Source organism: Streptomyces sp. NPDC048483, assembly GCF_040651455.1.
Classification (GTDB): Bacteria; Actinomycetota; Actinomycetes; order Streptomycetales; family Streptomycetaceae; genus Streptomyces.
Genome location: NZ_JBEZJZ010000001.1, coordinates 75,907 through 89,857, shown reverse-complemented (window position 1 = coordinate 89,857; position 13,951 = coordinate 75,907). Strand labels below are relative to the sequence as shown.

Genomic DNA, 13,951 nt, shown 5'->3' with positions numbered 1-13,951 from the left:
GGAACCCCTATGTCCGCTCAGCCCGACCAGACCGGCCGGACCGATCAGGTAACGGCCGCCGACCCGGCCGTCGCACCGGCCGTCGCACCGGCCGTCGACGCTCCGGAGATGCCGGAGCCCCAGGTCCGCGAGACCGCCGCGCACAGCATCCCGGGCGGCCTCGCCCTGCTGCTGACCGTGTTCGGCGTCGCCCTGGGCATCGCCGCCATCAGCATCGGCGGCGTCCTCAGCTCCGGCGACAACAGATCACTGACCGCGCCGTTCGCGATCGTCGGCGCCCTTCTGGTGGTCGGCTCCTTCTTCTGCATGACCGGCGTGAAAATGGTCGCGCCCGGCGAGGCCCGGGTCATCCAGCTCTTCGGGCGGTACGTGGGCACCATCCGCACCGACGGTCTGCGCTGGGTCAACCCGCTGACCTCCGCCCAGAAGATCTCCACCCGGGTGCGCAACCACGAGACCGCCGTACTGAAGGTCAACGACGCCTACGGCAACCCGATCGAGCTCGCCGCCATCGTCGTTTGGAAGGTCGAGGACACCGCGCAGGCACTGTTCGAGGTCGATGACTTCCTCGAGTTCGTCTCCACCCAGACCGACGCCGCCGTCCGGCACATCGCGATCGAGTACCCCTACGACGCGCACGACGAAAACGGGCTGTCGCTGCGCGGCAACGCCGAGGAGATCACCGAGAAGCTCGCCCTGGAACTGACCGCCCGGGTGCAGGCGGCCGGCGTCCAGATCATCGAGACCCGCTTCAGCCACCTCGCCTACGCCCCCGAGATCGCCTCCGCGATGCTCCAGCGGCAGCAGGCCGGCGCGGTCGTCGCGGCCCGCCAGCAGATCGTCGAGGGCGCGGTCGGCATGGTCGAGTCCGCGCTGGCCAGGATCAACGAGCAGGGCATCGTCGAGCTGGACGAGGAGCGCAAGGCCGCCATGGTGAGCAATCTGATGGTGGTGCTGTGCGGCGACCGGGCCGCCCAGCCCGTCCTGAACACCGGCTCCCTCTACCAGTGAGCCCCGACCCCGAGGGGCCCGGCTCCGAGGGCGAGCGGACCCCCGCGCGACGGCCGCAGCAGCGCAAGCAGGTGCTGCTGCGGCTGGACCCGCTGATCCACGACGCCCTCACCCGCTGGGCCGACGACGAACTGCGCAGCGCCAACGCGCAGATCGAGTTCCTGCTGCGCAAGGCACTGTCGGACGCGGGGCGGCTGCCCAAGGGCGCGGGGGCCATTCCGCGGCGGGGGCGGCCGCCCAAAGGGGGGTCGCCGCCGGAGGCAGCGGGCGGGGGCTGACCGGGCGCCGCCTCGGTGCGGTCGGCCCGTCTCCGTAGCCCGCCCACGGGACAGGAGCCTGCCGTTTCCACCGGTGAGCCCGTGGGGGGCTGCGTAGACTCGACGATCATGACCATGCCACGTAATACGCCGTCGCGCTGCGCCAGAGCACGCTGAGACTCATACCCCTTCTTCTGTTCTGTCTGCTTCTGGCCGCTCTGGGGCTGGTGGGTCTGGTGGGGGTGGTCGGGCTGATCGCCCAAGGGATCCCCGTGCTCTGGGCCACGGTCCGCGACGAGGAGCCGATCGGGTCCGCGCTGCCCCGCCTGCGCTACCGGTTCCCGCTGCGGCCGGGAACGCAGGACAAGGCGAACGAGGCGATCCGGCGGTATGCCCCGGCGCACCTGCGGTGGGGCGAGGTGCAGCGCGAGCCCGGCCACCTCGGCCGTCCTGACACGAGCCGCCGCCCCGCGTCCTGACGCGCCGTCCGCGGCGCCGCACCCCGGGCAACGGCCCGCCCGGCCCACCCTGGCACCTGCATCGCGGTACAGCCGGACATCGAACTATACATCGCGAGTATACATCTCATGTAGAGTGCGTGGCATGCTCACCCGACACCCCCTCTCCGCACCCCCGGAGGCCCGCGGATGACCCCGGCCGGTTCCCTGCTCGAAGCGAGCGCACTGCGGAAGTCGTACGGGCCCACGCCCGCGCTCGACGGTGCGGATTTCTCGATCCATCCCGGCGAGGTCGTCGCCGTCATGGGCCCCTCCGGCTCCGGCAAATCGACGTTGCTGCACTGTCTCGCCGGGATCATCCGCCCGGATTGCGGGACCATCCGTTACGACGGGCGCGACCTCGCCGCCATGACCGATACGGAGCGCAGCGCGCTGCGCCGCGCGGACTTCGGCTTTGTCTTTCAATTCGGGCAGCTGGTGCCGGAGTTGACGTGTGTGGAGAATGTCGCGCTGCCGCTGCGGCTGGCCGGGGCCGGGCGCAAGGAGGCCGAGGCGCGGTCGCGGGAGTGGCTGGAGCGGCTGGAGGTGGACAAGGTCGCCGGCAAGCGGCCCGGTGAGGTGTCGGGCGGGCAGGGGCAGCGGGTCGCGGTGGCGCGGGCGCTGGCGTCGCGGCCGCGGGTGGTGTTCGCCGATGAGCCGACCGGGGCGCTGGACTCGCTCAACGGGGAGCGGGTGATGACGCTGCTGACGGATGCGGCGCGGGACACCAGCGCCGCGGTCGTGCTGGTCACGCATGAGGGCCGGGTTGCCGCGTACGCCGACCGGGAGGTCGTGGTGCGCGACGGCGTGGCGCGGGAGGTGACGGCGGCGGTATGAGCACTGACGACACCGAGCGCCGCGCCCCGTGGGTGCGGGACCTGGCGATGGGGATCCGCTTCGCGGCCGGCGGCGGGCGCGAGGGCTGGGTCCGTACGGTCCTGACGGCCGTCGGCGTCGGGCTGGGGGTGGTGCTGCTGCTCGGCGCCGCGTCCGTTCCGCACATCCTCGAGCAGCGGGAGCAGCGGGGGGATGCCCGTAGCCCGTACGGCATGACGACGGAGGGCAAGCCGTCCGCCTCCAGCCTGGTCTTCGCCCCGACCGAGACCGAATTCCGCGGGGATCGCATCTCGGGCTTGCTGCTGCACCCCGACGGCCCCGCCGCGCCCAGGCCGCCCGGCGTCGCCGCGCTGCCGCGGCCGGGCGAGATGGTGGTCTCCCCGGCGCTGAAGGAGCTGCTGGTCTCGGCGGACGGGAAGCTCCTGCGGGAGCGGCTGCCGTACCGGATCGTCGGCACCATCGGTGACCCCGGTCTGGTCGGGCCCGATGACCGGATGTACTACGCGGGCCGCGCCTCCTTCGCCGCCGACGACAACACCGTGCGCATCACCGGCTTCGGCCAGAAGTCCGAGGGCGGGGTCGTGCCCCCGACGCTCATCCTGCTGATCATCGTGGGGTGTGTGGTGCTGCTGATGCCGGTGGCCATCTTCATCGCCACGGCGGTGCGGTTCGGCGGGGAGCGGCGCGACCGGCGGCTGGCGGCGCTGCGGCTGGTCGGCGCCGATGTGCGGATGACGCGGCGGATGGCGGCCGGTGAGGCGCTGTTCGGGGCGCTGTGCGGGCTGGCGCTGGGTGGAGTGCTGTTCGTGGTCGCCCGGCAGCTGATCGCCCGGATCACCATCTGGGGCGTCACCGCCTTTCCGGCCGATGTGACGCCCGACCCGGCGCTGGCGGCGCTGGTGCTGCTGGCCGTGCCGGTGCTGTCGGTGGTGGTCACCCTGCTCGCCCTGCGCAGGGTCGGCATCGAGCCGCTGGGGGTCGTACGGGAGTCCACGGGGCGCCGCCGCCGGCTGTGGTGGCGGCTGCCGCTGCCGGTCGCGGGGGCGGCCCTGCTGCTGGCCGCCGGAGGGCCGGAGGCCGACGGCGGGGTGCCGCACACGAAGTGGATCGCGGGCGGCGCCGTGCTGTTCCTCATCGGGATCACGGTGCTGCTGCCGTGGCTGGTCGAGGCGGTCGTCGCGCGCTTCCGGGGCGGCCCGGTGGCATGGCAACTGGCCATCCGCCGCCTGCAGTTGAGCAGTGGTGCGGCCGCACGCGCGGTCAGCGGCATCACCGTGGCGGTCGCCGGGGCCATCGCCCTCCAGCTGTTCTTCGCCGCCATCCAGAGCGACTTCGTCAAGGCGACGGGACAGGACTCCGACCGGGCCCAGCTGGACATCGAACTGCCCGTCAGGGACATCACCACGACCCGGAAGGCGATCGCGGCATTCCGTGCGACCGAGGGCGTCCGTGGCGTGATCGCCGCCCTGCACAGCGAGGCCTTCCGGCCCGGACCGCTGCGCATGGGCGAGGACGCCTTCCCGAGCACCGAGGTCACCGTCGGGGACTGCAGCACCCTGCGGGAACTGGCGCGCACCGGCTCCTGCAAGGACGGCGATGTGTTCGTGGTCCAGGACAGCACCGGCATGGTGGACGACGCGGAGCTCGCCAAGACCGCCCGGCCCGGTGCCCGGGTGCTGCTCGACCGGGAATCGGGGTCCGGCAAGGCGCCCGCCGCGCCGCGGCTGTGGACCATCCCGGAGTCGGCCCGTGTGGTCCCGTCCCGCGAGGACCCCATGGGCCGGCCGAACGCCGGCGTCTTCGCCACTCCCGGCGCCCTGGACGCCGCCGTCCTGCATTCCCCCGGGGCCCGCGCCCTGATCCGGACCGACCCGCGGGTGCCCGATGCCGAGGAGTACGTCCGTAACACCGCGGCCCGCATCGATCCCGCGAGCGACGTCTACGCCCTACAGGAGACCTCGATCGACAAGCAGTACGCGAGCGTGCGCACCGTCCTGCTGGTGGCCTCCACCGCGACGCTGGCCCTGATCGCCGCCAGCATGCTGGTCTCCACGCTGGAGCAGCTGCGCGAGCGGCGGCGGCTGCTGTCGGTCCTGGTGGCGTTCGGGACGCGGCGGGGCACGCTGGGCTGGTCGGTGCTGTGGCAGACCGCCGTGCCGGTGGTGCTGGGGCTCGCGCTGTCCGTGGCGGGCGGCGTGGGGCTCGGTCTCGTCCTGCTGAGGATGGCGGGCAAGAGCGGCCTTGCCTGGTCGGCGGTCTGGCCGCCCGCCGCGACCGGGGCCGCGCTGGTCCTGGTGGTCACCGGCCTCAGCCTGCCGCCGCTGTGGCGGATGATGCGGCCGGACGGGCTGCGGACGGAGTGAGCCGTACGGATGAGCAGAACGGGGTCAGCAGAACGGGGTGAGTAAGAGCGCTCCGGGTGGCGGCCGCCACCCGCCCCCCGGCGGGCTATACCACCCGCGTATACACGAGCGATACACCACGACGTAAGGTGGTCGGCATGTCAATCGGACATACGCTGCTGGGCCTGCTGGAGTCCGGCCCCCGCCATGGTTACGACCTCAAGCGGGCCTTCGACGCACACTTCGGGCACGACCGGCCGCTGCACTACGGCCAGGTCTACTCCACGATGTCCCGGCTGCTGAAGAACGGCCTGGTCGAGGTGGACGCCGTGGAGCCCGGCGCGGGCCCCGAGCGCAAGCGGTACGCGATCACGGACGCCGGCGTCACGGACGTCGCCCAGTGGCTCGCCCGCCCCGAGAAGCCCGAGCCCTACCTTCAGTCCACGCTCTTCACCAAGGTCGTCCTGGCGCTGATGACCGACCGCAATGCCGCCGAGCTGCTGGACACCCAGCGCGCCGAGCATCTGCGGCTGATGCGCGGACTGACCGAGCGCAAGCGCGGCGGCGACCTCGCCGACCAGCTGATCTGCGACCATGCGCTGTTCCACCTGGAGGCCGATCTGCGCTGGCTGGAGCTGACCGCGGCGCGGCTGGAGCGGCTGGCAGCGGCGGTCAGGCCATGACGCCGGAGGGATCCCTGCTCTCCGGGGAGGCGCTGCACAAGTCCTACGGGTCCACGCCCGCGCTGGACGGCGCCGACTTCTCCATCCACCCGGGCGAGGTGGTCGCCGTCATGGGCCCCTCCGGCTCCGGCAAATCCACCCTGCTGCACTGCCTCGCGGGGATCATCGGCCCGGACTCGGGCACGGTGCGCTACGGCCCGCACGAGCTGACCCGGCTCAGCGACGCCCAGCGCAGCGCCCTGCGCCGCAGCGACTTCGGCTTTGTCTTCCAATTCGGCCAGCTGGTACCGGAGTTGACCGCGCTGGAGAATGTCGCGCTACCGCTGCGGCTGAACGGCACCAAGCGCAAGGAGGCCGAGCGGCAGGCCCGCGAGTGGCTGGAGCGGCTGGAGGTGGAGGCCGTACACGGCCGACGGCCCGGTGAGATATCCGGCGGCCAGGGCCAGCGGATCGCGGTCGCCCGCGCGCTCGCCACCCGCCCGCGGGTGATCTTCGCCGACGAGCCGACCGGCGCCCTGGACTCCCTCAACGGCGAACGCGTGCTGACCCTGCTGACCGATGCCGCGCGCGACACCAGCGCCGCGGTCGTGCTGGTCACCCACGAGTCCCGGGTCGCCGCCTACTCCGACCGCGAGATCGTCGTCCGCGACGGCCGGGTCAAGGATGCGCCGGTGGGCCTGATATGAGCCGTCCGTGCAGGTGAGCGGGGCCCGCGGCGGCCCGTCGGTCTGGGCCCGCGACCTGGCGATGGGGATGCGGTTCGCGGCCGGCGGCGGGCGCGAGGGCTGGATCCGTACGGCCCTGGCGGCACTCGGCGTCGCCCTGGGCGTGGCCGTACTGCTGCTCGGCGCGTCCGTACCGTCGCTGACGAACGCCTGGCACGGCCGCGAGAAGGCCCGCGAGAACCTCGGCCAGGAGCACGAGCCGAAGGCCGCCGACACCACCGTGCTCTACGCCTCGGCGGACACCGTCTTCCACGGCGCGCAGATCCGCGGCCGCCTGGTACGGCCCGACGGCGCGCATCCGCCCGTACCGCCCGGCATCCGCCACCTGCCGGGCCCCGGCCGGATGTGGGTCTCGCCCGCCCTCAAGGAACTGCTGGACTCCCCCGGCGGCGCGCTGCTGCGCGACCGGCTGGACTACGGCGTGGCCGGTGTCATCGGCGACGAGGGCCTGCTCGGCCCGCAGGAGCTGACCTATGTGGCCCGGCCCGCCACCTTGCGCGAGTCCGACGGCTACCGCATCGACCACTTCGGCAAGGACTGGGAATCGCCGCCGATGCGGGCGCCCGTCGTCCTGCTGGTGATCATGACGTGTGTGGCGCTGATGATGCCGGTCATGGTCTTCCTCGGCACCTCCCTGCGGTTCGGCAACGAGCGCCGCGAGCGGCGGCTGGCCGCGCTCCGCCTGGTCGGCGCCGATGTCCGCACCACCCGCCGGATCGCCTCCGGCGAGGCGCTGTTCGGCTCGCTGCTGGGGCTCGCCGGGGGCGCCGTGCTGTTCCTGGGCGGGCGGCAGTTCGCGTCGCCGATCACGCTGTGGGACGTCAATGTCTTCCCCTCCGACGTGGCGCCCGGCCCGCTCGCCGCCACGGCGATCGCCGTGCTCGTCCCGACGGCCGCGGTCGTGGTGACGCTGATCGCGCAGCGCGGCATCACCGTCGAACCGCTCGGCATCGTCCGCAACCGCCCCCCGCTGCGCCGCCGACTGCTGTGGCGGCTGGCATTGCCCCTGGTCGGCGCCGTACTGCTGGCGCCGCCGGCGTGGGCGGGGCCGTGGACCGAGAGCGGGCTCAACACCCTCCGCCTCGCGGCCGGTGCGATGCTGCTGCTGTTCGGGGTCACCGCGCTGCTGCCCTGGCTGGTCGACGCGGTCGTCGGCCGGCTGCGCGGCGGGCCGGTTCCCTGGCAACTGGCCGTCCGCCGCCTGCAGTTGAGCAGCGGCTCGGCCACCCGCGCGGTCAGCGGGATCACCGTCGCGGTGGCCGGCGCCATCGCCGTCCATATGCTGATGACGGGGATGCAGGCCGGTTACGCCCAGGCGTATGCGATCTCCGGCAGGCTCCCGCAGGTCGGCTACTGGGCCGGCGCGGCCGACTGGCCGGGGACCGAGCGGGCGCTCGGCGCGCTGCGGGCCACGCCCGGGGTGACCGCCGCCCGCGGCGCCATCGACGCACTGGCCGGCCGGCTGCCCCGGCACGGTGACGGCGCCACCGGGTACGACGCCTCGAAGAGCGCGTCCCTGGCCGTCGGCAGCTGCGCCGAACTGCGGCGGCTGGCCCGCCTTCCCTCCTGCCGCGACGGCGATGTGTTCGTGACCGGCGCCCGGAGCAAGGGCGCCACCCGGCCGCCGCTCGCCCCCGGCGCGGCCCTCAACCTCACCCCGTCGATCGGCGACGAGCCGCCGCCGCCCCCGCACCCCTGGAAGATCCCCAGGACCGCCCGCACGGCCCGCCTTCTCTCCCCCGCGGTCGACCCCGGCCCCTTCTCCTTCGGCTCGTACGACGTCCTGGCCACACCCGCCGCCCTTGATCCCGCCCGGCTCCAGGACCCCACCATGGAGCTCAGGGCCGACTTCGACCGCGGTGCCCCGGACGCCCTCGAGCACCTCCGCAACACCGCGGCTCGCATCAACCCGGCCCTGCACGAGCACTCCTACCTCGACAACCCCCATGACCAGCAGCTCTCCAGCGTCCGCAACGGCGTCTTCATCGGCTCCGTCATCACCCTGCTGCTGATCGGCGCGGGCCTGATCATCTCCACCGTCGAGCAGCTCCACGAGCGCCGCCGGCTGCTGTCCACCCTCGACGCCTACGGCACCCGCCGCACCACCCTGGGCTGGTCGGTCCTGTGGCAGACCGCCCTCCCGGTCGCCCTCGGTCTGGGCCTGGCGCTCGGCTGCGGGCTGGCGCTGGGGGGCCTGCTGCTGACCATGATCGACAGCGCGGTGGTCGTGGACTGGCCGGTGATGGCGGGGATGACCGGTATCGGCGCCGCGGTGATCCTGTTCGTCACGGTGCTCAGCCTGCCGCCGCTGTGGCGGATGATGCGGCCGGACGGGCTGCGGACGGAGTGACCCCCGGATGCCCACCGACCTCCGCGGCCCCGAGGCCGTCCGCTGGTGCCACGACCTCGCCATGGGCGCCCGGTTCGCGGTCACCGGCGGCCGCCGGGGCTCGATCCGTACGGCCCTGACGGCGCTCGGTGTCGGCCTGGGCGTGGCCGTGCTGCTGATCGCGGCCGCCGTCCCGAACGCCATGAACGCCGCCATCGCGCGCGACCGGGCCCGCTCCACGGTGCCCGCCGTCGAAGGGTCCGGGCCGACGGACCGCACGCTGCTGATCACCACGGCGGACACCGCGTACCGCTACGAGGTGATCCACGGCCGGGCGTTGCGGGCGGAGGGCCCGCACGCCCCCGTCCCGCCCGGACTGTCCCGGGTGCCCGCCCCCGGCGAGATGGCCGTCTCCCCCGCCCTCGCCGACCTCCTCGCCTCCCCCGACGGCGCGCTCCTCAAGGGCCGCTTCCCCCATCTGCGGATCACCGCCCGGATCGCCGACGCGGGCCTGACCCACCCCGGCGAACTCCTCTTCTACGAGGGGGCCGACGCGCTGCGCGGGCCCGACGAGGACGTCGAGCGGATCACCGCCTTCGGGGAACGGGGCAACGGGTTCGCGTTCAGCCCGCTGGCCGTCCTGGCCATCGTCGTGGGCTGTGTCGCCCTGCTCGTGCCCGTCGCCGTCTTCCTCGCGACCGCGGTGCGGTTCGGCGGGGAGCGCCGCGAACGACGGCTGGCCGCCCTCCGCCTGGTCGGCGCCGACCGGGCCACCACCCGCCGCATCGCCGCGGGCGAGGCGCTGGCCGGTGCCCTGCTCGGCATGCTCACCGGCGCCGCGCTCTTCCTCGCCGGCCGCACCCCGCTGTCCACCATCACCACCTCCAACCTCGGCGTCTTCCCCTCCGACGTCGTCCCGGACGCCGCGCTGACGGCCTTCATCGCCCTGGCCGTCCCCGCCTGCGCGGTGGGCGTCACCCTTTTCGCCATGCGGCGGGTCACCGTCGAACCGCTGGGCGTGACCCGTACGGCGCCACCGCTCCACCGCAGGCTGTGGTGGCGGCTGCTGCTGCCCGCCGCCGGAGTGGCGCTCCTCCTGCCGCAGGCGATCGGCGAGATCTGGTCCGGGGACACCGCCATCATCCAGACGATCCTCGGCACCTCCCTCCTCCTGCTGGGCGTCGCGGCGCTGCTGCCCTGGCTGCTGGATGCCGCGGTGGCCCGGCTGGGCCGCTCCGGGCGCGGCAGCCCGTCCTGGCAACTGGCCGTTCGGCGCCTCGGGTTGAGCGGTACCACCGCCGCCCGCTCGGTCAGCGGAATCACCGTGGCGGTGGCCGGCGCCCTCGCCCTGCAGCTGCTGCTGACCGGCGTCGGGGTGCAGTTCTCGCCGGAACCCGTCCCGGACACCCGGTGGACGGTGGCCGAGGCGCGGGGCGGCGCGGTGCCCGCCGCCCGCGCCCACGAGATGTACGCCCGGCTGTCCGCGGCCGACGGCGTCCGCACTTCTCTCGGTCTGATCGCGGCCAACGCGGGTCCGGCCGGGCCGACGCGCGACCCCGCCCTCCAGGACACCGCCCCCGAGCCCTACCCCCTGACCCTCGGCGACTGCGGCTCGCTCCGCGAACTGGCCCGCCTCACCTCGTGCTCCGACGGCGATGTCTTCCTCGTCAAGAACGGCGGCGACGCCACCCCGCGCCCGGGGGAACGGCTGGCGCTCGAGCCGGTCAGCAGCGACGCCGACCACCGACGCCCCGCCACCTGGACGGTCCCGGCCACCGCCCGCCACGTCCACCTCCGCGCCTCCGCCCCGCCCTGGGTCGCGGCATCCGGCGTCCTCGCCACGCCCAAGGCGCTGGACTCCGCCCTTCTGCGCCGTCCCACCGTCAGCACCGTGCTACGGCTCGACCCGGACCACCCCGACGCCCTCGAACACGTACGCAACGCCGCCGCCCGCACCGGCGTCCGCGTGGACGTGATGACCTTTGTGTCCGGCGACACCGACGACGGCGTCCTGAGCCTCACCCGCCGCGGCCTGACCGCCGGCGCCATCGCCGTCCTGGTCCTGATCGGCTGCGGCCTGCTGCTCACCACCCTGGAGCAACTCCACGACCGCGCCCGCCTGTTGTCGGCCCTCGACGCCTTCGGCACCCCCCGCGCCGTCCTCGGCCGCGCCATCCTGTGGCAGACCGCCCTCCCCGTGGCCCTGGGCCTCACCCTGGCCCTCACCTGCGGCCTCTCCCTCGGCACCCTCCTCGTCCACATGGCGGGCCGCCCCCTGCAACCCGACTGGCCCGCAATCGTCACCCTCACCGGCACGGCCGCCGCGGTCATCCTGGGCATCACGGCCCTTTCCCTGCCGCTCCTGTGGCGGCTGATGCGGCCGGCGGGGCTTCGTACGGAGTAGCGGCCACGGCGGGCGCGACGCCTGAGCGTTGCCTCAAGAGCGGCGTGGCGTGGTGGCATATGACCGCCCTGCCGCCCCGTGACGAACAGGACCTGTATGCGCCCCCGCACCACCCCGACCCTGCTGGCGAAGTCGACTGGCTGATGGAACGGGTGCCGGGCGCCCGGTCAGAGGTGTTGGGGGGTGAGATCTGTGTGACGCCGTTGGCGGATGCGGCTCATGCGGGCGTACTGACCGACCTCGCGCTCCTGTTCACGGAAGCGTACGCCGAGGCCCGGATCCCCGTATACGTGATGGTCAACCGGCGGGACGAGCGCATCCACGTGCACACCGCCCCCTCCGGCGGCACCTACCGCAGCCATCGTGTCCACACCCCCGGCGAGCGCGTCACGCTCCCGGCCTCCATCGGCGCGGAGGTCGAGCTCGATGTGGCGGCGGTCATCGAAGCCGCCCGCCCACCCTTCCCGAACGGGTGGACGTGGTCATACGAGACGTGTGCGGGCGGCCCGGCCTACGATGATGGCCTCGACACCAGCCAACGGGAGGCATCTGATGTCTGCAGCACCCGTCGAGCCACCGCCCTCGGACGCACCGCTGACGCAGCTCGCCGTGGCGAACAGGCTCATGGAGCAGAACCCGGGCCACCGCGTCGAGATCATCGGAGGCGTCATCGTTGTGACCCCACCACCGAACGTTCCTCACGAGCGGGCGCTGAAGCGGGTCGCAGCCCCGTTGATCGCGGCAGGCCTGGACGACGGCGAGGAGTCGGAGCTGTTCCAAGGCATCGGCGTGTGGCTGCCTGACGGGCCTGAGAACTACGCCATCCCGGATCTGTGCCTGGTCGACGCCGATATCGAAGAACACAAAATCACGAACGACTGCTACGACCCGGTGGTCTTCCGCCTCGTCCTCGAGGTCACGTCGAGCAACTACAACAACGACCTTCGGGCAAAGGTGGTCGCTTACGCCAACGCCAAGATCCCCGTCTACGTGATCATCGACCGCAAGCACGAGCGCATCCACGTCCTCACCGACCCGGCGGAGAACGGCTACGACAGCCACCGTGTGCACGCCGCAGGCGAGCAGATCACGCTTCCCGAATCCATCGGCGCCGAGGTCAAGCTCGACGTTTCCGAGCTCCTGGCAGCCGGAAAGAGCCAAGCCTGACCGCCCCTCAGCCCTCCACCACCCGCACCGGCAACAACCGCATGGCCTCCCGCAACGCCCCCGCGAACTCCTCGAATTCCGCCTGGCGGGCCGTGCCCGTGCGCATGGCGAGGGCGATTCTCCGCGACGGCTGCGGGTCCGCGAAATAGCCGGTCGTCAGCAGTTCATTGCGGGCCGTCTCCACCCGTAGCGCCGTACGCGGCAGCAGCGTCACCCCGAGTCCGCCGGCCACCAGCTGGACCAGCGTGGACAGGCCGGCCGCGCTCGTGGTCACCGGGGCGCCCTCCTCCCGGCCCGCCTCGCGGCAGATGTCCAGGGCCTGGTCACGCAGGCAGTGGCCCTCGTCCAGCAGCAGCAGATCGAGTTCCTTCAGCGCGCCCCTCGGTATGTCGGCGCGGCCGCCAAGCCAGTGCTCCTTGGGTGCGACCAGGACGAAGTCCTCGTCGAAAAGGGGGAGTTCGGCGATCTGGGGGACGCCCAGCGGGACGGCAAGGAGGAGGAGATCGAGGCGGCCCTGGGTGAGGCCTTCGAGCAGCGAGGCGGTCTGTTCCTCGTGGACCTGGAGGTCGAGGTCCGGGTACGAGCCGTGGGTGAGCCGCAGGACCGCCGGCAGGAGGTACGGGGCGACGGTGGGGATGACGCCGAGACGCAGGACGCCCGTGAAGGGGGCGCGGGCCGCCTCCGCCTCCTCCATCAGGTCGCCGACGGCCTCCAGGACCGTACGGGCGCGCGCCGCCACCCGCTCCCCTGCGGGCGAGAGCAGCACCTTGCGCGTCGTACGCTCCAGAAGCTGGACGCCGAGCGCCTCCTCCAGCGCGGAGACCGCACCGGACAGCGCGGGCTGGCTCATGCCGATCTCGGCGGCCGCCTCGCGGAAATGCAGATGCTCGGCCACCGCGGCGAACGCCCGCAGCTGGGCCAGGCTGGGCTGGCGGGGCCTGGCGCCCGGTGTCAGCGGTGAAGCCACTGATAACCACCTCCGATCAACATCAACCAGTCTAGCTATTTCCCTGATCAATGTCTCCTGTGCCAGGGTGTGAACCGTCCAAGCCCCAAGGAAAGCCAACGCAGACCCCCAAAAGGGGCAGTTCGCTGGCTTTTCCCCCCGCTGCAAGGAGAGCGCGTGCTCACTGTTGGTGACAAGTTCCCCGAGTTCGATCTGACCGCCTGCGTCTCGCTGGAGACCGGCAAGGAGTTCGAGCAGATCAACCACAAGACCTACGAGGGCAAGTGGAAGATCGTCTTCGCGTGGCCCAAGGACTTCACCTTCGTGTGCCCCACCGAGATCGCCGCCTTCGGCAAGCTGAACGAGGAGTTCGCCGACCGCGACGCGCAGATCCTCGGCTTCTCCGGTGACTCCGAGTTCGTGCACCACGCCTGGCGCAAGGACCACCCGGACCTGACCGACCTGCCCTTCCCGATGCTCGCCGACTCCAAGCACGAGCTCATGCGCGACCTCGGCATCGAGGGCGAGGACGGCTTCGCGCAGCGCGCCGTCTTCATCGTGGACCAGAACAACGAGATCCAGTTCACCATGGTGACCGCCGGCTCCGTCGGCCGTAACCCCAAGGAGGTCCTGCGGGTCCTCGACGCCCTGCAGACCGACGAGCTGTGCCCCTGCAACTGGTCGAAGGGCGAGGACACCCTCGACCCGGTCGCGCTCCTCTCGGGCGAGTGAACTGACCTCTGAACGGAAGGC

The 13,951-nt window shown here is 72.7% G+C and carries 12 protein-coding genes and 1 pseudogene; 12 read left to right on the top strand and 1 reads right to left on the bottom strand.

All coding sequences use genetic code 11. The annotated features are described in order from the left end of the window. Positions 1-108: 108 nt before the first annotated feature. The 11 genes and pseudogenes from AB0D04_RS00455 to AB0D04_RS00405 all read left to right on the top strand — a co-directional run bounded on the left by AB0D04_RS00455 (position 109) and on the right by AB0D04_RS00405 (position 12,252). Positions 109-1,011, top strand: a complete 903-nt coding sequence (locus tag AB0D04_RS00455) for an SPFH domain-containing protein (protein ID WP_362697674.1) — start codon at positions 109-111, stop codon at positions 1,009-1,011. After that, complete coding sequence (locus AB0D04_RS00450; protein ID WP_362697345.1) at positions 1,008-1,289, top strand: hypothetical protein; 282 nt, start codon at positions 1,008-1,010, stop codon at positions 1,287-1,289. Before AB0D04_RS00455 ends, AB0D04_RS00450 begins: the two co-directional genes overlap by 4 nt. A gap of 215 nt (positions 1,290-1,504) precedes the next feature. Further along, a complete protein-coding gene (locus AB0D04_RS00445) occupies positions 1,505-1,747 on the top strand; it encodes a hypothetical protein (RefSeq protein WP_362697342.1) in 243 nt (80 codons plus the stop codon). Positions 1,748-1,915: 168 nt separating this feature from the next. Further along, the gene (locus AB0D04_RS00440; protein WP_362697339.1) at positions 1,916-2,602 is read left to right on the top strand and encodes an ABC transporter ATP-binding protein; all 687 of its coding nucleotides are present in this window, start codon (positions 1,916-1,918) and stop codon (positions 2,600-2,602) included. Continuing rightward, on the top strand, positions 2,599-4,965 hold the full coding sequence (locus tag AB0D04_RS00435; RefSeq protein WP_362697336.1) for an FtsX-like permease family protein: 2,367 nt from the start codon (positions 2,599-2,601) through the stop codon (positions 4,963-4,965). The genes AB0D04_RS00440 and AB0D04_RS00435 overlap by 4 nt, the downstream gene beginning before the upstream one ends. Before the next feature lie 137 nt (positions 4,966-5,102). Beyond that, positions 5,103-5,627, top strand: a complete 525-nt coding sequence (locus AB0D04_RS00430) for a PadR family transcriptional regulator (RefSeq protein ID WP_362697333.1) — start codon at positions 5,103-5,105, stop codon at positions 5,625-5,627. Next, a complete protein-coding gene (locus tag AB0D04_RS00425) occupies positions 5,624-6,313 on the top strand; it encodes an ABC transporter ATP-binding protein (protein ID WP_362697330.1) in 690 nt (229 codons plus the stop codon). The genes AB0D04_RS00430 and AB0D04_RS00425 overlap by 4 nt, the downstream gene beginning before the upstream one ends. A 7-nt stretch (positions 6,314-6,320) precedes the next feature. Continuing rightward, positions 6,321-8,702: an FtsX-like permease family protein gene (locus AB0D04_RS00420; RefSeq protein ID WP_362697327.1), complete on the top strand. Its 2,382-nt coding sequence runs from the start codon at positions 6,321-6,323 to the stop codon at positions 8,700-8,702. A 7-nt stretch (positions 8,703-8,709) separates the two neighbouring features. Next, positions 8,710-11,085, top strand: coding sequence for an FtsX-like permease family protein (locus AB0D04_RS00415; RefSeq protein ID WP_362697324.1), 2,376 nt, complete (start codon positions 8,710-8,712; stop codon positions 11,083-11,085). Positions 11,086-11,144: 59 nt separating this feature from the next. Then, positions 11,145-11,507, top strand: a pseudogene (locus AB0D04_RS00410) (Uma2 family endonuclease); the annotation flags it as partial. 130 nt (positions 11,508-11,637) lie between these two features. Beyond that, positions 11,638-12,252, top strand: a complete 615-nt coding sequence (locus AB0D04_RS00405; RefSeq protein WP_362697321.1) for a Uma2 family endonuclease — start codon at positions 11,638-11,640, stop codon at positions 12,250-12,252. A 7-nt stretch (positions 12,253-12,259) separates the two neighbouring features. On the opposite strand, the gene AB0D04_RS00400 is transcribed toward AB0D04_RS00405, so the two are convergent. Beyond that, positions 12,260-13,219 (bottom strand): LysR substrate-binding domain-containing protein, encoded by a 960-nt coding sequence (locus AB0D04_RS00400; RefSeq protein WP_362697318.1) that lies wholly within the window; start codon positions 13,217-13,219, stop codon positions 12,260-12,262. Positions 13,220-13,375: 156 nt separating this feature from the next. Here AB0D04_RS00400 and AB0D04_RS00395 point away from each other — a divergent pair, with 156 nt between their 5' ends. Further along, complete coding sequence (locus AB0D04_RS00395) at positions 13,376-13,930, top strand: peroxiredoxin (RefSeq protein ID WP_362697315.1); 555 nt, start codon at positions 13,376-13,378, stop codon at positions 13,928-13,930. The last annotated feature ends 21 nt before the right edge of the window (positions 13,931-13,951 follow it).